Annotated in this window: 23 protein-coding genes; 12 read left to right on the top strand and 11 right to left on the bottom strand. The window is 53.2% G+C overall.

Annotated elements, in window-relative coordinates; all coding sequences use genetic code 11:
- The first annotated feature begins 57 nt into the window (after positions 1-57).
- From Pr1d_RS13675 to Pr1d_RS13665, 3 genes are read left to right on the top strand one after another with little or no spacing between them, the layout of a single operon-like run.
- The gene (locus tag Pr1d_RS13675) at positions 58-1,077 is read left to right on the top strand and encodes an ATP-grasp domain-containing protein (RefSeq protein ID WP_148074052.1); all 1,020 of its coding nucleotides are present in this window, start codon (positions 58-60) and stop codon (positions 1,075-1,077) included.
- Positions 1,078-1,109: 32 nt separating this feature from the next.
- Positions 1,110-2,159, top strand: a complete 1,050-nt coding sequence (locus tag Pr1d_RS13670; RefSeq protein ID WP_148074051.1) for a hydantoinase/oxoprolinase family protein — start codon at positions 1,110-1,112, stop codon at positions 2,157-2,159.
- Complete coding sequence (locus Pr1d_RS13665) at positions 2,156-2,734, top strand: amino acid kinase family protein (protein ID WP_148074050.1); 579 nt, start codon at positions 2,156-2,158, stop codon at positions 2,732-2,734. The genes Pr1d_RS13670 and Pr1d_RS13665 overlap by 4 nt, the downstream gene beginning before the upstream one ends.
- 47 nt (positions 2,735-2,781) lie before the next feature.
- On the opposite strand, the gene Pr1d_RS13660 is transcribed toward Pr1d_RS13665, so the two are convergent.
- Together Pr1d_RS13660 and Pr1d_RS13655 are read right to left on the bottom strand one after the other, a co-directional pair.
- Positions 2,782-3,243, bottom strand: coding sequence for an SRPBCC family protein (locus Pr1d_RS13660; RefSeq protein WP_148074049.1), 462 nt, complete (start codon positions 3,241-3,243; stop codon positions 2,782-2,784).
- A 208-nt stretch (positions 3,244-3,451) separates the two neighbouring features.
- On the bottom strand, positions 3,452-4,309 hold the full coding sequence (locus tag Pr1d_RS13655) for a deoxyribonuclease IV (RefSeq protein WP_148076383.1): 858 nt from the start codon (positions 4,307-4,309) through the stop codon (positions 3,452-3,454).
- A 164-nt stretch (positions 4,310-4,473) separates the two neighbouring features.
- On the opposite strand from Pr1d_RS13655, the gene ndk reads away from it, so the two are divergent.
- Positions 4,474-4,932 carry a nucleoside-diphosphate kinase gene (gene ndk, locus Pr1d_RS13650; RefSeq protein WP_148074048.1) on the top strand — a complete coding sequence of 153 codons (459 nt, stop codon included), beginning with the start codon at positions 4,474-4,476 and terminating at the stop codon, positions 4,930-4,932.
- Between the two features lie 36 nt (positions 4,933-4,968).
- On the opposite strand, the gene Pr1d_RS13645 is transcribed toward ndk, so the two are convergent.
- The 7 genes from Pr1d_RS13645 to Pr1d_RS13615 all read right to left on the bottom strand — a co-directional run bounded on the left by Pr1d_RS13645 (position 4,969) and on the right by Pr1d_RS13615 (position 11,940).
- Complete coding sequence (locus Pr1d_RS13645) at positions 4,969-5,955, bottom strand: acyl-CoA desaturase (RefSeq protein ID WP_148074047.1); 987 nt, start codon at positions 5,953-5,955, stop codon at positions 4,969-4,971.
- A 145-nt stretch (positions 5,956-6,100) separates the two neighbouring features.
- The gene (locus Pr1d_RS13640; protein WP_168205222.1) at positions 6,101-7,387 is read right to left on the bottom strand and encodes a metal ABC transporter permease; all 1,287 of its coding nucleotides are present in this window, start codon (positions 7,385-7,387) and stop codon (positions 6,101-6,103) included.
- A 44-nt stretch (positions 7,388-7,431) separates the two neighbouring features.
- Complete coding sequence (locus Pr1d_RS13635; protein ID WP_148074046.1) at positions 7,432-8,712, bottom strand: metal ABC transporter permease; 1,281 nt, start codon at positions 8,710-8,712, stop codon at positions 7,432-7,434.
- On the bottom strand, positions 8,709-9,476 hold the full coding sequence (locus tag Pr1d_RS13630; RefSeq protein WP_148074045.1) for a metal ABC transporter ATP-binding protein: 768 nt from the start codon (positions 9,474-9,476) through the stop codon (positions 8,709-8,711). The genes Pr1d_RS13635 and Pr1d_RS13630 overlap by 4 nt, the downstream gene beginning before the upstream one ends.
- Before the next feature lie 50 nt (positions 9,477-9,526).
- Positions 9,527-10,525: a metal ABC transporter solute-binding protein, Zn/Mn family gene (locus Pr1d_RS13625; protein ID WP_168205221.1), complete on the bottom strand. Its 999-nt coding sequence runs from the start codon at positions 10,523-10,525 to the stop codon at positions 9,527-9,529.
- Positions 10,526-10,539: 14 nt separating this feature from the next.
- Positions 10,540-10,872 (bottom strand): hypothetical protein, encoded by a 333-nt coding sequence (locus Pr1d_RS13620; protein WP_148074043.1) that lies wholly within the window; start codon positions 10,870-10,872, stop codon positions 10,540-10,542.
- Positions 10,873-10,875: 3 nt separating this feature from the next.
- A complete protein-coding gene (locus Pr1d_RS13615; protein WP_238476497.1) occupies positions 10,876-11,940 on the bottom strand; it encodes a DUF1559 domain-containing protein in 1,065 nt (354 codons plus the stop codon).
- A gap of 122 nt (positions 11,941-12,062) precedes the next feature.
- On the opposite strand from Pr1d_RS13615, the gene mntR reads away from it, so the two are divergent.
- From mntR to Pr1d_RS13595, 4 genes are all read left to right on the top strand, one after another.
- Positions 12,063-12,473, top strand: a complete 411-nt coding sequence (gene mntR, locus Pr1d_RS13610) for a manganese-binding transcriptional regulator MntR (RefSeq protein WP_148074041.1) — start codon at positions 12,063-12,065, stop codon at positions 12,471-12,473.
- A 218-nt stretch (positions 12,474-12,691) separates the two neighbouring features.
- Entirely contained in the window at positions 12,692-13,264 is a 573-nt protein-coding gene (locus Pr1d_RS13605) for a GNAT family N-acetyltransferase (RefSeq protein WP_148074040.1), read from the top strand.
- A gap of 127 nt (positions 13,265-13,391) precedes the next feature.
- Complete coding sequence (locus Pr1d_RS13600; protein WP_238476495.1) at positions 13,392-14,660, top strand: M16 family metallopeptidase; 1,269 nt, start codon at positions 13,392-13,394, stop codon at positions 14,658-14,660.
- Positions 14,647-15,879: a M16 family metallopeptidase gene (locus tag Pr1d_RS13595; RefSeq protein ID WP_148074039.1), complete on the top strand. Its 1,233-nt coding sequence runs from the start codon at positions 14,647-14,649 to the stop codon at positions 15,877-15,879. The genes Pr1d_RS13600 and Pr1d_RS13595 overlap by 14 nt, the downstream gene beginning before the upstream one ends.
- A gap of 1 nt (position 15,880) precedes the next feature.
- On the opposite strand, the gene Pr1d_RS13590 is transcribed toward Pr1d_RS13595, so the two are convergent.
- Complete coding sequence (locus tag Pr1d_RS13590) at positions 15,881-16,273, bottom strand: gamma-glutamylcyclotransferase family protein (protein ID WP_148074038.1); 393 nt, start codon at positions 16,271-16,273, stop codon at positions 15,881-15,883.
- Between the two features lie 42 nt (positions 16,274-16,315).
- Entirely contained in the window at positions 16,316-17,764 is a 1,449-nt protein-coding gene (sthA, locus tag Pr1d_RS13585) for a Si-specific NAD(P)(+) transhydrogenase (protein WP_148074037.1), read from the bottom strand.
- Positions 17,765-17,954: 190 nt separating this feature from the next.
- Here sthA and Pr1d_RS13580 point away from each other — a divergent pair, with 190 nt between their 5' ends.
- The 4 genes from Pr1d_RS13580 (at position 17,955) to Pr1d_RS13565 (ending at position 21,754) form a co-directional block, all read left to right on the top strand.
- Positions 17,955-19,298, top strand: coding sequence for a replication-associated recombination protein A (locus Pr1d_RS13580; RefSeq protein WP_148074036.1), 1,344 nt, complete (start codon positions 17,955-17,957; stop codon positions 19,296-19,298).
- Entirely contained in the window at positions 19,295-20,080 is a 786-nt protein-coding gene (locus Pr1d_RS13575) for a DUF6498-containing protein (protein ID WP_148074035.1), read from the top strand. Before Pr1d_RS13580 ends, Pr1d_RS13575 begins: the two co-directional genes overlap by 4 nt.
- Positions 20,081-20,096: 16 nt before the next feature.
- Positions 20,097-20,576, top strand: a complete 480-nt coding sequence (locus tag Pr1d_RS13570) for a CbiX/SirB N-terminal domain-containing protein (RefSeq protein WP_168205220.1) — start codon at positions 20,097-20,099, stop codon at positions 20,574-20,576.
- 143 nt (positions 20,577-20,719) lie between these two features.
- A complete protein-coding gene (locus Pr1d_RS13565) occupies positions 20,720-21,754 on the top strand; it encodes a hypothetical protein (RefSeq protein WP_148074033.1) in 1,035 nt (344 codons plus the stop codon).
- The last annotated feature ends 74 nt before the right edge of the window (positions 21,755-21,828 follow it).

Genomic DNA, 21,828 nt, shown 5'->3' with positions numbered 1-21,828 from the left:
TCGCAAGTCAACCGTATTCTGGCTAATAGCTAACGACTAATTGCTAACACCTCTTCCATGAACATCTTTGTCTACGAGTGGATCACAGGGGGAGGTCTGGTCGAAGAGCCTGGTGCGTTGCCCGCTTCACTACTCACTGAGGGCGAGGCAATGCTCGTCGCCTTGGCCACCGACTTTGCTGCTTTGCCTAATGCGAGTGTCTCAGTGTTACGCGATGCTCGGCTGGACGCCGTGCCACTCTCTTATTGCGAAGTTATCGAAGTACATTCACGCGAACATCAGCTCGAGGAGTTGATTCGACTTTCCTCCGAGGCCGATCATACGCTTGTGATCGCCCCGGAGTTTGATGGTATTCTCGCCAGCACAGTCAAGAGATTGCGCAAATCATGTGGACGATTACTCAACGCCAGCGATGAGTTCATCGCGATGACAGCCGATAAACATCGAACAGCCCAACATTTAGCCGCGGCTGGAGCAAGAGTACCGCAGGGAACTCTTCTTGATGCCGACGCCGAGAAGTTGCCGATGGACTTCCCCTACCCTGCAGTAATAAAGCCAGTCGATGGAGCGGGGTCACAAGATACTTATCTCGTGAATTCTTGCCACGACGAGCCCCCACCTCACCCCTGGCCCAGACGACTGGAGCGATACTGCTCTGGTATCCCGGCGAGTGTGGCTTTGCTATGCGGGCCTGAAGATTGCCTCCCATTGCCCGCTTGTCGACAGAATTTGACCGACGATGGCCGTCTTGGCTATTTGGGAGGTTCGCTCTTGTGGGAGACGGAATTGGCCGAACGGGCTACTAAGCTTGCATCTCAGGCCGTGAACTCCATTCCAGGTGCAATAGGCTACGTGGGAGTCGATCTAGTACTGGGCAAAGAGGCTGATGGTAGCGAAGATGTGGTGATCGAAATCAACCCTCGACTCACCACGTCCTATGTGGGACTTCGGGCGATGACCGATGACAATCTCGCGGGGGCCATGCTCTGCATCGCTACCGGTGAGATAGTAAGTCTCAATTTCAAACGCGACCCCTTGGAGTTCTCCGCCGCAGGCATGGTGCGGCGTCCCCTTTAGCCCCAGCCACGAAAAAACGCGTCGCGCAGCAAATGACGAAACCTGAATATGCCCCAGTCCCCAGCACCCGGTCCCCCCTCCTCGCTCTCGATATCGGCGGCGCAAACATCAAACTAGCCGACGGCAATGGCTTCGCCACCAACTGGCCGTTTCCCCTCTGGAAACATCCAGATCGTCTTGCGGATAAACTCGCCCAATGTCTTGCAAATGCACCCACTGCCGATCGACTGGTCGTGACCATGACCGGTGAACTCTGCGATTGCTTTGAAACGAAATCTCAGGGTGTCGCTGCTATTGTCTCAGCTACGATGAAGGCAGCAGTTAAGAGGTCCGTATCGTTCTATCAGACGAACGGTCGCTTTGTGAATTCGGCTGAGGCCATTCAATCTCCCCTGCTCACGGCTGCCAGCAATTGGCACGCCCTGGCATCGGCGGCCACTTACTATTGCGAAAACGATCCTGGCATTCTCATTGACGTCGGCTCGACCACCATGGATCTCATTCCCTTGGTAGAGGGCAGCGTGGCAGCCCTGGGTCGAACCGATACAGAGAGATTGCTAAACGGCGAGTTAGTCTATTCAGGCGTCGAGCGAAGCCCAGTCTGCTCGGTGATCTCAGAACTTCCGTGGACGGGCAAGTCGTGTCCCGTGGCTCAGGAATTGTTTGCCACAACTGCCGACGTATATCTCTTGCTGGGGAATCTACCCGAGGATTCAGCAGACACCAACACAGCCGACGGCAAGCCATTTACCGTTGAAGCTTCCCATACACGACTTGCTCGGATGGTCTGCGGTGATCGCGAGCTAGTATCATTCGACGACTCAGTAAAATTCGCCCAAGCGATCCGAGACGCACAACTTCGGAAAATGAGAGCGGCCTTTCAAAGCGTAGTTCACGCCATGCCCAGCCAGCCACAAACGATTATCCTCAGTGGTCATGGAGAATTTCTTGCTCGCCTACTAATGGGGGAACTTGAGATTTCGGCGAGCATTGTCTCGCTTAACGATGAATGGGGTGCAAAGTTAAATCGCTGTGCCCCTGCACATGCACTTGCCCTCTTGGCTCAAGAGAGTCTGTCGTGAGCGATCTATCAATACGTGTTGTCAAAGTGGGCGGTAGTCTGTTTGAACTGCCCGAACTTGGTAAGCGAATTACGACTTGGCTTAAGATCCAGTCCCCCGCTTACAATCTCTTAGTCGCCGGTGGGGGAAAGCTGGTCGATGAGATTCGCATGCAACAACTCGACGAACGCACGGCCCATTGGCAATGCATTGAGATCTTGGAGAAGACTGCTATTAGCTTGGCATCAAAACTACCTGGCGTTAGCATCGTAGATCTGCCTCCTGGCTTCAAAGAATCACAGCCCAATTGTGCAACTGTTTTTTCACCGAGTCGATGGCTTCGTGAAGTAGAACCCAACCTCCCAGGGACACGATTGCGAGAATCCTGGGAGGTGACGAGCGACTCGATCGCTGCAAGGTTAACGATTTGCTTCCATAGGGCAGAACTGGTGCTGCTAAAAAGTGCCGATGCACCATGCTTGGATTTCACGAAGCTTGCAGAATGCCGCTATGTTGACCGCATGTTTCCAGAGTTCGCACAGGAACTACCCGTCGTACGGATGGTTAATTTACGTCAGTTTCCCGGCGAGTCGTAGACTTGCGGCTACAACCGCGAGCAAAGTGAGAATTGGCAGTGGATCCTCTATGCTTCCTGCCATTCTTGAGTTTCCGCCAGCTGCTTGACATCTTCTAAATCCCCTTCCACACATTTCTTCATCGGTCCCATCATCAAGAGAGTCAGTGGCGCCATAGCTTTGGCTAGCAAGGTTGTCGCCTGACAATCAAAATCCACTTTGACGGTCGTTCCCCAGATATCGGGAATCAACACGTAAGTCGCGACGTAGTGTGCACCACTCGAATCACATTCAACCGTGTAGCCATGCGGCTCATCAAAAGCCGTCACCACCATCTCTTCGGTCGTCTGCTTGCCGAACGTTGTCCGAGTTTCACGAAAACGCGTCCCTGCACCCATTGGCCCATCAGTAAGAACCTCGATCTGGTCAATCCCCGATATATTATCTGCTGCGTGTTCCAAATCACTCAACAATGGAAACACGATCTCGGGAGGTGCCGCGATGTGAGTCGAGAGCGAGAACTTTGACATGGGATGGGTTCCGTTATCAATGGACAAGAGAGGGCCATGTGACTAACGAATTATACCGCAAGCAAAATCAAAGAGCAGCAAAAAGGGCCGCGGAATACCGCGGCAGATTTCTGCAGTTAGCGAATTTCAAGGCACTCGGATGACAGGGTGCCAATATGTCGTAATGATCGATCTGCGAATATCCGTACAAACGGCGTTCATCCGCAATCTAATTCCTTATCAATCCTCGCAGTGTTCTCAAATTGATAACGTCCAACTTTACCCCTTTTTCCTCACCCTTCGGAGTTTCCATATACATAGGCACTTTGCGAAAGCGCCGGTCGTTTAGTAAAAAACGAAATGGCTCCAATCCCATCTTCCCACGACCGATGGCTGCATGGCGATCCACTCGTGAGCCAAACTCTTTGAGACTATCGTTCAAATGAAACGCCTTCACAAGCTGGACACCTAGTGTGGAGTTGAGTTGACGCATGGTCGCTTTGTAATTCTTCTCGGTGTCCATGGGATACCCGGCGGCAAATATATGGCACGTGTCAACACACACTCCCAGCCGATCCGGATCGCGCACCCCCTCGATCATCGCTGCTAGTTGCTCAAATTTCCACCCGAGATTGGTCCCCTGCCCCGCGACAGTTTCTAACAGGCACTTCGCCACTGCCCCGCGAGTTTGTTTATGCACTTCATTGAGCGCCTTCACAATCCGCTTGATCCCCCGACTCTCGGTGCTGGTCGTGTAAGAACCCGGATGGGTCACCACATAAGGAATCCCCAACTGATCTGCCCGCTGAATCTCGATGATAAACGCATCGATCGATTTCTTCCACAACTCATCGTCGGGACTGGCAAGATTGATCAGATAAGAGTCATGCGCAATTGGATGCTTGATTTTCAAGTCGACGAGCGCCTGCTTAAATCGCTCCGCCTGCTCATCCGAGATCGGCTTGGCTCGCCACTGGTTGTTATTCTTCGTAAACAACTGCACACAAACACACCCCGCGCGCTGAGCGGCCTCGACGGATTTGTAGTATCCGCCAGCTATCGACATGTGAGCTCCTAGAATCGCCATGAGAACGAGAATAAAGGGGGATCGCGGCTGGCGAAAGGGGAGCGACAAGGATTTCTGACTCCTTTGACTTGAGTGGCACGGCGCGAACCCTTAGAATATGCGGCTCATTCGGTTCAAGAATGAGCCGGCTCACTAACGACAAACACCTTATAGCCAACACTCCCATGCAACGCACTTTTATCTTACTTAAACCCGACTGTGTCCAACGCCGCCTGATGGGGCAGATCATCACCCGCTTCGAGCAAAAGGGCCTCAACTTCGTCGCTATGAAAATGTTGCGGATTACACCCGATTTGGCCAAGCAGCACTATGCTGAGCATGTCGAAAAAGGTTGGTATCCCACTCTAGAAGGCTTTATCACGGGTGGCCCCGTGATGGCAGCAGTTGTCGAAGGGTTGGAAGCGGTCAAAGTTGTGCGGGACATGCTCGGCGCGACTAGCGGTTTGAATGCCGTTCCAGGCACCATTCGCGGCGACTTTAGCAGCAGTCGGCAGATGAACCTTGTCCATGGCAGCGACAGTCCCGAGGCAGCTGTGAGAGAAATCGCACTCTACTTTGAAGAAAGCGAAATGTGCGAAGATACGCCGACAATATCGAAATGGATGCTGGCGGCAGACGAGTAGCCGTATCACAACGGTTGTTAAGACATTGCGTTGTAGCTATTGCTTCCAGACGCGCGGCCGCACGACTTCCTTAGCCAAGCCGAGTTTCTCCAGCAACACGATCGTGAGCCAAGTAACGTCGAATTCCCACCATTTGTGGCCGTGGGCGGCAGCGCGTTGGTCGGCGTGGTGGTTGTTGTGCCAGCCTTCGCCATTGGCCCAGAGTCCGACGAGCCAATTGTTGCGACTGTTGTCGTCGGTCTCGTAGTTGCGGTAGCCCCAAACGTGGGTCACTGAGTTCACACTCCACGTGATGTGCCAGGTGAGAACCGTGCGGACAAAAACGCCCCACACCAAGAGGCTCGCACCGAACTGCACTCCCGCAGCCACCGAACCCCACAACGGCCAACCGATCAAAAAGCCAGCCAGGAAAAAGACCACCATCGAAGCGGCATACACCTTCAACCAATTCTCGCTTTTTTCAAGTTTCATATAGAACGGGTCTTTCAATATGTCGCGAGTGAAACGTTGGTAATCGTAGACATTTGTGAAATCGCGATTCTGAAACATCAACCAGCCAAAGTGACCCCAGAGAAAATTCACCAGCGGGCTATGGGGATCGGGCCGATCATCGGAGTGTTTGTGATGAATGCGGTGCATGGCGATCCAGCAAGCAGGCGTATCTTGCATGGTACAGACACCGAGGATGGCAAAAGTGTGCTCAAGCCACTTAGGTGTGACGAAACCCTGATGCGTCAGCAAGCGATGGTAACAAAGGTTGATACCAAGGGTGCCGAAAACGTAGAGCCCGAGAAAGGCGAGAACCACGCCTGTCCAACTGAAGAAATAGGGAAAGAATGCCAAACACGCCAACACATGCACCGCCGGAATTCCAACGGCATAACGCCAGCGCACTTGAATCGGATTGACTGCCGTTGCAGGCCATTCGAGATGGTGCGGCCCGGCATGCTCGTGACCTTTCGGAGTGACATACTCCTCGTCAGTGATGTGCTCAGGTTTGTCGGGAAGGGTATCGGTGGCCATGGCTCTTGCTCGAATAAGAAGTGGCGTTCAAGTGTCTTGTAGCGCTCAGTATACCGAAAACAGCCGGCGGCTTAAATGGTCACATGAAGCGAATCTGGCTGGTTTTCTCGGTGTGCGAACCCGCACAGTGCAGCAGGACATGCCGCTATTCGGGAATCTGTCGGCCATGCGGATCCTGGTCCGCAGTGTCGAGTTCCGCTGCCAATTGGATCTGAATATCCTCATCGATGAAATGCTCAACACGGTGGGCTGGCTCGTGGACGTGATCCAGTGGCATTCCCAATTGCTCGACAAGGTAGGTTTCCCACAATCGGTGCGAGCGGACCAGTTTACGGGCAGTTTCCCGTCCCTGGTCCGTCAATCGAAGTCCACCGCTGGCATCTACAATGTTGCCGGCTCGCTGCAGCTGGGAGATTGCAAAGTTCGCCAGCCAGCCTCCACCGACTCCTTTCGCGGTTTCCGCTACAGAGAAATGCTTCTCGCTCCCGAGTTCTTCAACGCGATAGAGCATTGCGAGCACATCGTCTCGCAATACCAGCAGCGACATTCGCACATTGCGTAACATACTGCTAACAAGTCCATAGCGAGGTGAAACCAACACGGCCAGAGCATACAAGCACCCTGCCACAACAGTCATCATGCCGCTGATGCTGGTGTCCCAGTAAGTAGCCGCCCGGAAGCCCAGGACCGCAGCAGCAGCACCGAATATCACGGAAAGTAAAACCATCCAACCTAATCGGTCAGTAAGCATATATGCCGTCGACGCCGGCACAATCAGCATCGCCACAACCAAAATCGAACCAACCGCTTCAAATGAAGCCACAGTCGTCACCGACACGAGCACCATTAACAGATAGTGCATGGCGGTGGCGGAAAATCCCATTGTTGTGGCCAACGCAGGATCGAACGAACTGAGCTTAAATTCTTTCCATAGGACCAGAATGACAGCAAGATTCAAGAGCATGACCATCAGCGATGTGAACAATTGGCGTGGCATCCCTGCTACGCGAATCCCGAAAGGCACATACTCCAGCGCCCCCTCATAGACGCAACCGATATCGAAATGCAGTCCGCCTGAGAATTGCTTTACGAGCACGACGCCAACCGCAAACATTGCCGTAAACACGATGCCCATACTCGCGTCACTGGGGACTCGTAGATATTGGTGCAGCGATTGCGTCATGAAGGTGGTCAATAGTCCCGCAATCACCGCACCCACAAACATAGGCACCATGCTGCGTGAACCCGTGAGTACAAACGCGATGACTAGACCGGGAAGCACTGCATGAGAGAGCGCATCCCCCATCAGACTCATCTTTCGCAAGATGAGAAAGCAGCCTACCAGCGCGCACGCCGCATTCACCGTTACCCCCGTGAGCACGATCCAAGTCCCGGTCGAGGGCTCGCCAAATAAATCGATAACTTCAATCATTCGTATGCAAACCGTAGTCGCGACTCTGCAAGCCGCCGGTCTTCCTAATTCTCAGGGCTCAACTCATGCGGCGACTCAGGCACCTCCGCTGCAATCGCGGGAAGCCGCCCCTCCTCAGCCAACTCCTGTTCCAATTCAACCAACAACGACTCAGGCAATAAATGCTCTACATCATCCGCATCCCGATCTACATGATCAGGAGCGATGTTGGCATGCTCCATCAGATACAACTCCCACAATCGATGAGCCTTGGTGAGCTTCGCCGCACGATGCAAACCAAGTGGGGTCAATTGCACTTGTCCCTCGCCTGAATCGATAAGTTCTTCATCTCGGGCCCGTTCAAGTACACGCTCAAGCGAGTTCCAATGGCGATACTCTCTCACGTCTCTTAATGGGATGACAGGTACGTCTGGTAAAGAGGATTCGCTCAGTTCGAAAAGGGTACGCAACAAGTGCTCGTCCGCTATCCGACGGCGCAACCGATACTCGACAAGGAGTCTTGCGATCAGACCTCGTTGAGGTGCGAACAACAGCGACACCACAAACAGCGCAGCAGCGGTTAGCACAATGGCCGCGCCTGCTGGAAATCCACGCCCCAATTGTGTGCCCAAAAGTCCTGCCGCCGCACCAAAACCGCAACTTACCACCAACATCATCGAAAGACGATTTGTCCAAAACCGGGCGGTCGCTGCCGGCAGGATGATCATCGCCGCCATCAGAATAACCCCGACGATCGGGAGGCCTACGATGGTCACCACTGCTAGTGCTGCCATCATCGCCAGATCAAGCCAAATCGTCGGCCAACCCTGCGATTGGGCAAAATCCGTGTCGAAGCAGACGACCAGAAATTCTTTGTAAAAAAGAACAACCATCGCCAGAACAACGAGGGCCACGCCAGCCAGTAATAGCACATCGCTGGTGAGCATTCCCCCCGGCTCACCGAACAAATACGAGTGGAGTCCTGCCTTGTTTCCACCGGTTGAAGGTTTCTGTACAACTGACAAGAGAACCACGCCGGCCCCAAAGAATGTGCTCAACACAATCCCAATCGCGGCATCCTCTTTCGTGCGTGTCCAACGCAAAATGATTGCAACGGCGACAATGGCGGTAAGTCCACTTGCTAAGGCCCCCAGTGACAAACCTAGCAAATTGCGATTTCCGGTAATCAAAAATGCCAGACACACTCCTGGCAGTGCCGCATGGGCGAGCATGTCTCCCACCAGTGCCCTGCCCCTCAATACTGCAAAACTCCCCACGACTCCAGCCATCCCACCCAAGAGGGCCGTGCCGAGCGCCACCTTATCGCTGAGAGAAAGACTGATCATTGCAAAGGTTTGCTACGCCGAATCGCCTCGGCCGCCTCATCGAGAATAGTCAAGCGACCGCCATAGGTCTTTTGTAAATTCTCCGTCGTGAACGTCTCTTCAACCGGCCCACAAGCGATCAATCGCATGTTGAGCAGAATAACGAAATCGAAATAGTCGCTTACCGTCTGCAGGTCGTGATGTACCACTAACACGGTCTTTCCGGACGAGCGGAGTTCCTCGAGCAATTCTACGATGGCCGATTCCGTGGCGGCATCAACTCCGGCAAAAGGTTCGTCGAGAAAATAAATCTGTGCTTCCTGAGCTAAGGCTCGTGCTAAGAAAACCCGCTGCTGTTGACCACCGGAAAGTTGCCGAATTTGCCTCTTAGCAAACGCCCCCATGCCGACATGCTGCAAAGCGCGGTCGGCAATCTCCAGCTCGCTCTTGCCGGGGCGTCGGAACCATCCCAATCGGCCGTAGGTTCCCATGAGTACCACATCACGCACAGTGACGGGAAAATCCCAGTCCACCGACTCGCGCTGTGGCACATAACCGATCAGATGCCGTTGCTCCTCGTAACTCTTGCCATAGATCTCCACCTTGCCGCTGGCCAGATTTACCAGCCCCAGTGCAGCCTTGATGAGCGTGGTCTTCCCTGCTCCATTGGGCCCCACGATGCCTACGAGTTTTCCCTCGGGGATTTCTAGATCAATATCCCACAGCACCGGTCGCCGATGGTAGGCAACCGTCATGTCATGCACTTCAAAGGCTGTCTGACTCATCGATGTATGGTCTCTGCTGGGCTGGTCGCTTCAGTGACCAGTTTGGAGGCCTAAGGGGAAAGGGCGTCAACTATGGTACGGACATTATGTCGAATCATCCCAGGGTAAGTGCTGTCCTCGGTCCCGGCCGGTCCCAATGCATCGGCGTAAAGCTCCTCCTCGGGAACCTTCAAATCATGCCCCGCCGCCCGACATGGCTCCACCAACGCACGCACCGTTCGCGGCGCAACTGCCGACTCGACGAACACAGCGGGAATCTTGCGCTCGACCAGCATTTTCTGGATTTCCTCTTGATGGGCCAGATCAATTTCATCCTCGGTGCTGATTCCCTTGAGCCCAAACACCTCTAGACCATACGCATTTCCGAAGTATCCGAACGCGTCGTGAGCTGTAACCAAGACTCGACTATCCTGGGGAATTTTAGCAATCTCAACAGTGCATTCTTCGTTCAAAGCTCGCAATTCTGCAACATACTCGGCTGCATTCTGTTGATAGTCTGCTGCGTGATCCGGATCGAAAGTGCCCAACATCGTAGCAACGTCCTCGGCGCAATCGGCCCACAGTGCCACGTCATGCCAGAGATGGGGGTCGTAGTGTCCAGCAAATTCAGGCGGTTCGCGAAGCCGGGGATCGTTTCGCTCGACGATCCCCTCTGTCACAGCAAAGGTCGCCTTACGACGGGCCATCTGCACGAACATCTCCGTCATCCGTCCTTCTAGATGCAGACCGTTGTAGAAAATCGCATCAGCATCGTTCAACTTGCCGACATCGGAGGCGATCGGACGATAAAGATGGGGATCCACGCCTGGCCCCATCAAAGCGTCCACTTGCACATGATCGCCACCAATTCGCGTGAGCATTTCAGCAACTTGGCCCGTGGTGCAGACGATCTTTATTGGGTAGCTGCCCGAGAAAGTTTGTCCACTATTGCGTGGCACATCATGCTGGGATGGATTACAACCCAGAATGAAAACCAACCCCATTCCCGCGATCTTTGTCTTTGAGCTACTCAGGCGACGGATCAATTGTCCTAGATACTGAAATACCATAGAGATTGTGTGTCCTAGGGATAACGAACTTGATCCTGCATGAGATTTCTGGCGTTCTGGCCGGCTTCTTGCCAATTGCCTTCTTGGGCCAAATCGAGAATCTCCTGTAACCATCGAGCTTCTTTCGCCGTTAGTTGAGAGCCTTCGCTTGCGGCCTGAATTTGTTCATCAATTGTGGCAAGCCGGGTCTCATCTTGCAGATTACAGCAAGAATACAACGCGGTGCTAATCTCATAGGTTAGTTTACTCACGTCCCCGTATTTCCAGCGAGGCATCAAGAGAAAAACAAGAAGCACAAGCAAACTTGCCAGGAGTAGGACTTTCTTGGGATGATCTTCTACACTCATGGATCACAACTCCGTGCTGAGGACTTCGCCCTCAGCAATGCTAGACATTTCGGCCCACAGATAAATATTCACGTCCTCAGATACGAAGCGCACGGCTCCGTCTCCAAAGGAGACGTTTCCTCCTCCCGGATGCTCGGCAAACATTTGGCCCACATGGAACGTGGGGAAATTGATCGGATGAATAATAGGTGAATCTGAGAGATCTAACTCACCTCCCGAAGGCCCACCATGGACTAGCACGAGCGTTGCTGCCGCGTCGTCCCCATTATCAGGAGTTTCAAACTTGGGCAAGGTAAGTGCGCCAGGAATGACCCCCACCCATGTCTTATCGCTCAACAGCGAGGAATGTTCTCCAAGAAAAATGGTGTTCGACAAACCATCCGAGATTTCGCGAAATTCAACTCTTGAATTGCGATAGAATGGCCCGTCCCCGACCTTGGAAACGTCGCCATTGACTTCGACCTCAATCGTTTCGCCGGAGTAGATGTTGGTAAAGACTTTTTGGCTTGGTCTAGCACCGCATTCCCCCCAACAGGATTCTTGACCATGACTGGCAACATAGTGAGAGCGCCCGACCTCGACTTGTCTACCTTCAATCGACAGTGGATTACCGGAGGAATCCGATACGAAAAAAGGGTCTCGGGAACCTGAGCTGGAGGGACACAAAAGGGTTTCAACGTTCTTATTGATCACCTGCTCGTACTGAGGAGCCCAAAGGGGGAGGTCGCGGTCGGTTTGCTCACTGATGGCGGATTGCTCCAAGTAGGGCATCAAGTAGGATCCCCATCCCCAGCCAGGCGGAGCGTCCCAGGTGCTGGCATCACGCGTGGCAGGCGGGGGAGTAACTGTCGAGTTAGAAGAATAACCGGGCGGCAGCCGGCCAAAACTCCCCTCGTAGTTGTGGATCGCTATCCCAAGTTGCTTGAGATTGTTCGTGCATTGCATCCGCCGGGCAGCTTCCCGGGCGGCTTGTACGGCAGGGAGCAGCAGACTGATCAAGATCCCGATGATCGCAATCACAACCAAGAGCTCTACCAACGTAAAACCGCTTTTCATCGCACGTTTCATACCAATACTCCGTAAAAATCTATTTGTAGCCTGTGCTACATTTCCCTTGAAGTGTATCATGTGCTAAACTTATTACAAGGGCAAATGTCCATTTTTTTTCTCGCAGCGGAGTTTCGCTCGTTTTGGCTGGCAAAAAGCAGAAAGTGAATCGTCACTCTCGGGTTCGTTCCGACCATCGGACCGAATTGGCCGAGGATTATGTCGAGGCAATCGCGAACATCCTGGAGGCCTCTGGCACTTGTCGGGCGGTTGATCTGGCCCAACAGTTCCAGGTGAGTCACGTTACGGTCAACCGCACAATTGGTCGATTGGAGCGAGATGGCTATGTCACCACAGCTCCTTATGCCCCCATTGAACTGACGAAAGCTGGCTGCCGCTTGGCCGAAGCGTCTCAGCAACGGCATGAAGTGGTCTACCAGTTTCTTCTGGCCATCGGCGTAGGAGAAGCAGCAGCTTTGATCGACAGCGAGGGAATCGAGCACCACGTAAGCCCGGAGACGCTCGAGGCGATGAAGGCCTTCTTGGAATCCTAGCCTTCAGATTGTGGCCGTCGGTGGAATCTTGCCACTCCAACCGCGGGCTTCCGCCAGCTGTTAGGAAGGAATATCCCAACGTAAGAACGCCGAAAACCGCATAAATTTTCTCGAAATAGAAGAGATTTGTTTTCCCGACGTGACAGTTGTGGTATCCTATAGCATCAGTCTCGAACATTTCCGGTTCCCTTGGTGCGTTGCGGTTTGCCATGCGGTTCATGAATTTTCATTATGTGAAGCGCTACCGCATGGAAATGAATCTGCTGCGTTGGCAGGCGCCTGTCTTGCGGCTGCCTCATGGGTATCTTCTCGTCCCCTGGCACCATTCGCTCACTCAGCACCATGCTGAGGTAAAATATCGTAGCTTTCGCGATGGTATCGACGCACAGGTGTTTCCCTGTTTGGGTGAGTTGGAGGGCTGCGAGCGTCTGATGTCTGAAATCAAGGCGAAGGATGGATTTGTGCCAGAGGCAACTTGGCTGGTTGAATATATCGGGGATGGCCTCAGATATGCAGAGTACTGCGGTACCATCCAGGCAGTACGAACCCAGAAAAACCGCTCTAGTATTCAGAACGTGGGGGTCTTGGCCGAGCACAGAGGCCTTGGCTTAGGTAAGGGCCTGATGCTGGCCAGTCTGCTGGGTATGCAGCAGGTAGGGATAACCCAAGTCGGACTGGAAGTCACCGCGGAAAACCGCAGTGCCGTGCAACTCTATCACCAGCTCGGTTTTCGGTCGGTCCGAACCCTCTACAAGTCAGTTGAACTTGCCTGCGCGCCGGCAGGCAGTTAGGCTTGCGTCCATTGCTCTCGGGGCGAGTACAACTGCCCTCTGCGAAGCACGGACGATTCGAGTGCTTTGTCATATCTAGTTTTCATGTTATCAAAGCACTAGGCGATATTAGGATTTGCACCTCTCAATGACCGCGACCCGCGACCAAAAACTGCCCAACACGATTTTCGCACACCGTCTGTCCAACGGGATGACTCTCGTCGGTGAGCCGAACGACTCGGTTCAATCTGCTGCGATCACTTTGCTCGTTCCTTGCGGCTATAGTGCCGACCCTACCAACCGGCTTGGTCTTGCGTCCGTAACTTGTGACATGGTGCTGCGAGGAGCGGGAAGCCGCGACGGTCGAGCCCTTATTAATGACCTCGAAGTACTTGGCGTTGAGCGTGGAGAATCCGTTGGTGCCTCACAAACGAGTTTCAGTGCTGCCACACTAGCAGAAAACCTAAGCGAGACGCTAGGCATCTATGCCGACATTGTTCGGCGACCTCTCCTACCTGCCGACCAACTCGATGCTGGTAAGTTGGTTTGTCTGCAGGAAATTTCTTCCATCGACGATGAACCTTCGCAGCGGCTTATGATCGAATTACGGAGGCGGACTTATCCAGAACCTTGGGGTCGTTCAAGTCACGGTAGTGAATTGGGAATCAACGCAATCACATCGCTTGAGCTGCAAGAGCACTGGGCCCGCTACTATCGCCCTAATTCTGCTATCTTGGGAGTTGCTGGCAATTTTATATGGAAACAACTGGTGGATCAGGTAGAGGAACTTTTCGGCGACTGGAAGTCGAGTAACGTACCAATGGTCGTCGAAGAGCAACTCGATCTGGGAGATCCCCACATTAAGTTCGATTCAAATCAGTGCCACATCGGCATTGCTTATCCGAGTGTTCCGTATCGCGATCCAAACTATTTGCGGGCCTGGGCGGCAGTAGGTGTCTTGAGTGGTGGCATGAGTTCACGGCTGTTTACAGAAGTGCGGGAGCGCCGCGGATTGTGCTATACCGTGAGTGCTTCGCTGCAAACGCAACTCGATCGGGCTCGCGTGCTGTGCTACGCGGGCACTTCGGAGGAGCGGGCCCAGGAAACCTTGGATGTTACTTTTGCCGAACTACTGAGATTGCGGAAAGGTGTTTTACCTGAGGAGTTATCACGGCTCAAAGCCCGGATCAAGAGCGGACTGATTATGCAACAGGAATCAACCAGTTCACGAAGTGGGTCCATCGCCCGCGAATGGTATCATCTGGGCCGAGTTCGCACACTTGATGAACTAGGTCAGTTAGTTGATGAATTGAAAGGAACTATGATCAACGAGTTTCTAGAATCACATCCTCCTCGAGACTTTACTTTTGCTACATTAGGCCCGCGTCCGTTGGAGTTGCCCCGTGAAGTTTCGTAGTCACACACTTGAGAACGGCCTGGAGATCGTAGCCGAGTGCAACGACACCGCCCATTCAGTTGGCTTGGGTTTTTTTGTACGTACCGGCGCGCGAGATGAAACCGATGCCGTTGCAGGCGTGAGCCATTTCCTGGAGCATATGGTTTTCAAGGGAACCCCTCACCGAACAGCGGACGATGTGAATCGTGAGTTCGACGAATTGGGAGCGCATTACAACGCCTTCACCAGCGAGGAAAATACGGTTTACTATGCTTCGGTATTGCCTGAATATCAGGAATCTGTGATCGATATCCTCGCCGATATCATGCGCCCCAGTCTGCGTGATGAAGACTTCGATATGGAGAAGAAAGTCATCATCGAAGAGATTCAGATGTATGCCGACCAGCCTCCCTTTGGCATGGATGACAAGATCAAAGAATTGCACTACGGTCGTCATCCTCTGGCTCGCAGCGTGCTAGGAACCGAATTCACCGTCGGAGAACTAGCCGTCGATCAGATGCGAGACTACTTTGAGTCACGCTACGCGTCGGACAATCTATTCATCGCTGCAGCAGGCAAAGTGGATTTTGATGCCCTGGTCAAACAAGTGGAAAGCCGTTGTGTTGACTGGAAACCGGCTCTCACGGTAAGAGAACTCCCTCCGTACGAATCGCACACTGGTTTTCAGTGCGTACCACGGCCTACTTCGACCCAACAATATATCCTGCAACTGGCCGATGCTCCAGCAGCAGAGGACGATCGCCGTTTCGCCGCCAAACTCTTAGCCACGATGTTCGGCGACGACTCAGGAAGCCGACTCTACTGGGAATTGGTCGATCCTGGATTGGTTGAAAGCGCCAGCCTGGGCCACTATGAATACCAAGGCGCAGGAATGTACTTCAGCTGGTTGAGCTGTGCTCCCGAAGACGCGGTCGCCAACTTTTCCCGCATGAGTGAACTTCAAGACGTTGCCCAAGAGAAGGGATTCACAGAGCAGGAACTGTATCAAGCCAAAAGCAAGGTGAAGGCTCGTGTCGTACTCGGAAGCGAACGACCACGCAACCGACTTTTCAATGTCGGAGGAAACTGGCTCCAACGGCGCGAGTATCGCAGCGTGGCCGACGACTTGCAAGCAATCGATGCGGTAACGCTTGATGAGGTCGAGAGACTTCTTACTGAGTTTCCGATCAATCAACACACGACCGTTACGATTGGCCCATTGAAATCTTGGCCGAGCTGAATCATCCCTTGAGATACTTCTCAAGCTCATTCTCACGAAATCTAACCGCATCCCAATGTCTGTCGGTCAACAAATCGCGACGGCTGTCAGGTACTGTGTAAGCGTGACATTCCTGTTCCGTGCCATCCGCGGTCAATGCTACGACCGGGATCCGCTTATAGAAGCTCGATTCGTAGGTATCTAGCTCAAAAAGCGTGTCCTCATCGAGCCCCACATACAACAGGCCGCTCACGACCGAATCACGGTCGGTGCGGATAATGCCTGGGTAGAGTGCGCCTTTGACGTAATAGATTTCATAGCCGCGTAAAGACGCCGGCTGGGCGGGGAATTCGTCGATGGAGATGCGTTGCCACACCTCGGGGAACATCAAAGTGCCGTAGGTAAACAAATTCATGAAAGCGACCGGTGCGTAGTTAGGATCCGTAGATCACGTGGACTACAAGCTTACCGAAACCGCTTCACAGGTACCAGAGTACACGTGATTTAGCTTATTCAGACCATTGTAGGCAGCCACTTTATAGCACTCTGCCAGAGTGGGAAAGTTGAACACATTGTTGACAAAGAATTCCGCATCCCCATCCAAGGCCATCACCGCCTGGCCAATGTGGACCAACTCCGTGGCACCTGTACCGATCACATGGACACCAAGAATCTTGTGGGTATCCTGGTGAATCAGCATCTTCAGCATTCCCAATTCATCGCCCAAGATCTGCCCGCGGGCGATCTCCCGGTAGTTGGCGATTCCCGCTTCGTAGGGAATTCCCTCAGCGGTAAGCTGCTCTTCCGTTTTGCCAACCATCGAAATCTCAGGTACGGCATAGATACCATAAGGAAAAAGGGAAGTGTTGTAGTTCGTAACGTCGCAACAACCGAACGCATGGCAAATCGCCCGACGACCCTGCTCCATGCTCGTCGATGCCAACGCCGGAAATCCAATCACGTCACCTGCCGCGTAAACATGCTCGATATTCGTCTGATAGAATTGGTTTACTTCCAAACGCTCACGATCGTCGAATTCAATTCCGACATTAGCCAACCCTAACTCGCTGCATACGCCTTGGCGTCCGACGGCATAGAGAAGTGTTTGAGCCCGCAGAGTCTTGCCTGATTCAAGTTTAGCCTGCACGAGTTGGTGCGTTGATCCATTAACGAATTCGACTTCTTCAATCCGCTCCACCTTCTCACCGAGGCGGAGAGTAATACCTTGCTGACGCATAAAGTATTGAAATGCGTCGGCGATTTCCTGATCCAAGAATCCCAACACGCGGTTACGACCCTCAACGAGCGTAACTTGGACTCCTAGGGCCGCCATTATGCAGGCGTACTCCGTGCCAATCACACCGCCACCTACCACGATCATGGTCCGAGGCAGATGGTTGAGGCGCAATACTTCATCACTAGTAAAAATGGTACGCTCGTTGAAGGGTACTGACGCTGGACGCGCTGGCTTGGTTCCCACAGCTACCAGAAAACGATCGGCAGACAAACGCTCCTCGCCGCCGGGGCCATCGATCGCCAGCTCATTAGGTCCCGTGAATCTGGCCTTGCCCCACAGCAGGTCGACCCCATTGCGATCAAATTGGTCGCGGATCACATCCCATTCGTGCCGAATCACACGTTGCGAAAAGCTAACCAATTCAGCAATTGTGATCTCACTGACTCTTGATTTCGTGCGTCCAAAGTGCCCCTTATGGTTTGCACCGGTCAAATGCAAGACGGCCTCTCGAAGGGCCTTTGATGGAATCGTCCCTGTGTTGATCTGTGCACCACCAAGCACCTGGCGTTTCTCGACAATTGCTACACGCTTGCCAAGCTTGGCGGCCTGGATGGCACCCTTCTGGCCGGCAGGACCAGTGCCGATGGCAATACAGTCGTAGTGTCGCATGAGAGGTTCCCAATGTGGTAGGGTTGCAAGGCGGGAGGGGCGAACTGAATCCTACTCTTCGCATCGGCAAATTCTACTAAAATGCATCAGAAAGAGAAACCTTGCCGGAATTACCGGTAGACTAGGCGGGCAAAGCACTTCCGCATACAACGGTTGTAGGGAATCGAGCTACAGTCCAAGGCCCAAAGCTATGTCACTATTCGCCGCCGCAGAAGCCGAGAATCGTCGTCAGGCCCAACCTCTGGCCCTGCGAATGCGCCCCCAGACCCTTACAGAGTTCGTAGGCCAGCAACATTTCCTCGGCGAGGGCAAATTGCTGCATCGACTTATTAAGGCCGACCGACTCTCAGCCCTACTATTTTATGGTCCGCCAGGGACCGGAAAGACTACCCTGGCTCATCTGCTGGCCACAGAAACCCGCTGCAGTTTTCGCCAACTCAATGCGGTTACCAGCGGCGTAAAAGACCTTCGCGCCGTCATCGATGAATCACGCGATTCACTTGCCACCGAAGGTTTGCGCACCCTTCTTTTTGTTGATGAAATCCATCGCTTCAACAAAACACAACAAGACGCGTTGTTGCCCGATGTGGAAGACGGCACAGTCGTCCTGGTCGGCGCGACAACCTCCAATCCATTTTTTGCGGTGAATAGTGCTTTGGTGAGTCGCAGCCGGGTGTTTGAATTCCAGCCGTTAGGCATTGAAGATGTTACACAACTGCTTAATCGCGCATTGACCGACCAAGACCGTGGCTTGGGAACGATTCCAGTGAATTTGCATTCTGATGCAGCCCGCTTCCTGGCTGAAACTTGTGACGGGGATGCTCGCCAGGCTCTCTCGGCTTTAGAGATTGGGGTCCTCTCCTGCGATGACCGGCCGGTCGAATTCACCCTCGAATTGGCTGCCGAGTCGGTCCAGCGCAAAGCGGTGCAATACGATCGCGATGGCGACGCCCATTACGATGCCATCAGCGCATTGATCAAGAGCATTCGCGGTAGTGATCCCGACGCAGGAATCTATTGGCTTGCCCGAATGCTAGAAGGAGGTGAAGACGTCCGGTTTCTCGCCCGCAGGCTGGTGATCCTGGCTAGTGAAGATGTCGGCAATGCTGATCCCCAGGCATTGCCGTTGGCCATTGCGGCGATGCAAGCTTGCGAATTTGTAGGCCTGCCTGAGTGCCAACTCAACCTAGCCCAGACAGTCGCCTATCTGGCCTGCGCACCAAAGTCGAACGCGGCAACAGTTGCGATCGGCGAAGCCCGCTCGGATGTTCGCGAGGGCCGTACTGTCCCTGTTCCTATGCATCTGCGTGACAGCCACTATGCAGGCGCCAAACAACTCGGTCACGGAGATGGATACGAGTACGCTCATAATTCAGAAGGTGGCGTAGCTGCGCAAGACTATCTCGGAGTCGAGCGGGAGTATTATCGCCCCGTAGATCGAGGATTCGAGCGAGAAATGGCTAAGCGTTTGGAATCGATCCGAGCCAAACTACCATCAGCTCATTCGGCTAAGCAAGAAGGCGACAACGAGTGAACTCTCCGATCTCAAAAATCAGCATACGAGAGATCGATTTCACGAAACCCTCTGTGCTTTCGTTGATCGCCGCGAATATGATCCCCCTCTTGGGGGTGCTTTTTCTCGGGTGGAGCACTTTCGCCATTGTGGTCATTTATTGGGCGGAGAATGTAATCATCGGAGCGATCAATGTCCTGAAAATGCTCACCTGCGCACCCACGATAGAGACCATGCATCTCGCCAACGTCACCGAGAAACAACTAGCAGGGAATAGCAAGGCAGCAAAAAAACTCCTGGCACAGCAATCATCTACGATGCCAGTAGCTCATCATGCCTCGAAACTCTTTTTTGTGCCATTCTTCATTTTCCACTACGGCATGTTTTGTTTTGTCCATGGCGTGTTTGTCTTCAGCCTCTTGGGACGAGCAGATGACATGCCCTTCGGCGGTCCGCTTGAATTAGGACCGCATTTCCTCAAACAGCTTTGGCACGAGAATTTACTCTGGGCCGTACTTGCACTGGCTGCGAGCCATTTGTATTCCTACTTCACGAATTTCCTATATCGTGGCGAATATCGACGGGTGACCGTACAGCAGTTGATGTTTCAACCTTATGGTCGAATCGTGGTCATGCACGTTGCTATTCTCTTGGGAGCCTTCCTAATTGTGGCGCTCGGTTCACCCGTGTGGATGTTGGTGATCCTCATAATCGGAAAGACTTTGATGGATGTTGGCCTCCATCTAGCAGAGCGTGAGCACAATTCTACTATCGACACGTCACCAACAGTTGTCACTACATGATTATCTTTCTTTCAATATGAATCCTCCACCATCACTACTTGACACTCCTCGCGAGAAAATCGCTGTAATCTTAGTCGATCATGGCTCCCGCCGTGACGAGAGTAATATGCTGCTACTCGAAGTCGTTGAGGCCTTCCGGGCGCACTCCGCTTGGTCAATTGTCGAACCCGCCCATATGGAGCTGGCTGAACCCTCCATAGCCTCGGCCTTTGCTAAGTGCGCGGGGCAAGGGGCGGAGTTGGTGATCGTGTTTCCCTATTTCCTCTCGCCAGGTCGGCATTGGCATCAGGATATTCCCCGCCTGGCCACTGAAGCGGCAGCTGCCTGGCCTCGTGTGCGGTATCTGGTAACCGCACCATTGGGTCTACATTCCCTACTGCTAAAGGTAATCGATCAGCGGATTACCGCCTGTCTGGAACGAGTCGCAGGTGATCGTGCCCACTGCGAGCTGTGCGATGATAGCACTGGCTGCACGATGCTGCCAAAACAATCCTGATTGATTGACATTTCCGATTGGGGAAAGTTTAGCGTCTGGGCATAACCTGCCGATACCTCTCTTAGGCGGTAGATAAACCAAGCGCGACTTTGCGCGCCTGTTCATCTTTGGTATCGCATTTCTCATCCCAGGATCCTTGTCCGATGTTTCGATTCATTGTATTGCTCACTGCTCCGTGGCTACTCACTGCATCCAGTCTGGTAGCCGAACCCATCGTTCCTGGCACGGGTGAACAAGTCAAAATGGTCGGTGATAACTTCGAGGATCCCGGTTGGTCGTACATCATGAACGGGCAAAAGGCGAGCCATGAACAGGACGAGGAGCAACGTCCCCCTGGGGGGCGTTCGCGTAATGGTCGGTGGTACGAAAGCGCCATGCGTGGACAACCCGATTTCATCAAACGGGTTCCTACTCCGCCCAATGGATTGGCAGGTAGTAGGGGCGCCCTCATGCTCCGCACGAGTCTGTCAGGCATTCCTGGCCAGATCTCCAATAAGCAAATGCAAGACGATTTGCTCATGAATGTGATGAGCCGACTGGGGCAAGCGGTGCCCGTAGGTTGGACACCTAGCTTCACAGTTCGCGTCTACTTGCCGCCGTTTGATAAATGGGAAAATCGCACCGGCGCATCATTTGGCGTGCGAGGAGATTGTCGCGGAAGAAATCTCGAAGGTAATGTTGAAGCCTATTGGCCAGGATTCTTTATTCTCTTCCGAAGCGAAACCAGCAATAACATCGACGAGGACTATGCGCAACTTAGTTTCCGAGCTCAGCAATCAGGACTCGATTTGGCTGGACCTAAGATCATGGAGCCCGGATGGTGGACCTTTGGTATGACATTTACGCCTGACGGTCGCGTCCATTATTACGCCCATGCAGGAGTTGAGGACCTTACTCCAGAAGATCACCTCTTCAGCAGTTTCGCCTATGGCTGGGAGTGTCTCTATTTCGATAACATGTTCGTCAACGTCGCCAACTGGGAAAACGGCCAAAATTGGTCAACCCCATGGGTTATCGACGATCCGCAGTTCTTCGTGGTCCCTCCCGAGGGACAATCGCTCGCTAATCTTGTCCGTCGCCGTAGTAGCAACTCTCGGGTCGCTAATCGCACCAGCACAGGCAATGGCAATCGCCCGCATTCCTCTTTTGGCAAACCAGCAAACAGTTTCCGCAGATAGGTCAACAATACCTTGCATCGCTGATAGCCATCGCTCGTAGGCGATAATTGATTTCTGAGTTCAGCAATCTGTTT

This window comes from Bythopirellula goksoeyrii, from assembly GCF_008065115.1.
GTDB lineage: Bacteria > Planctomycetota > Planctomycetia > Pirellulales > Lacipirellulaceae > Bythopirellula > Bythopirellula goksoeyrii.
The sequence above is the reverse complement of the archived record's forward strand: the minus strand, read 5'-3'. Positions and strand labels throughout refer to the sequence as shown.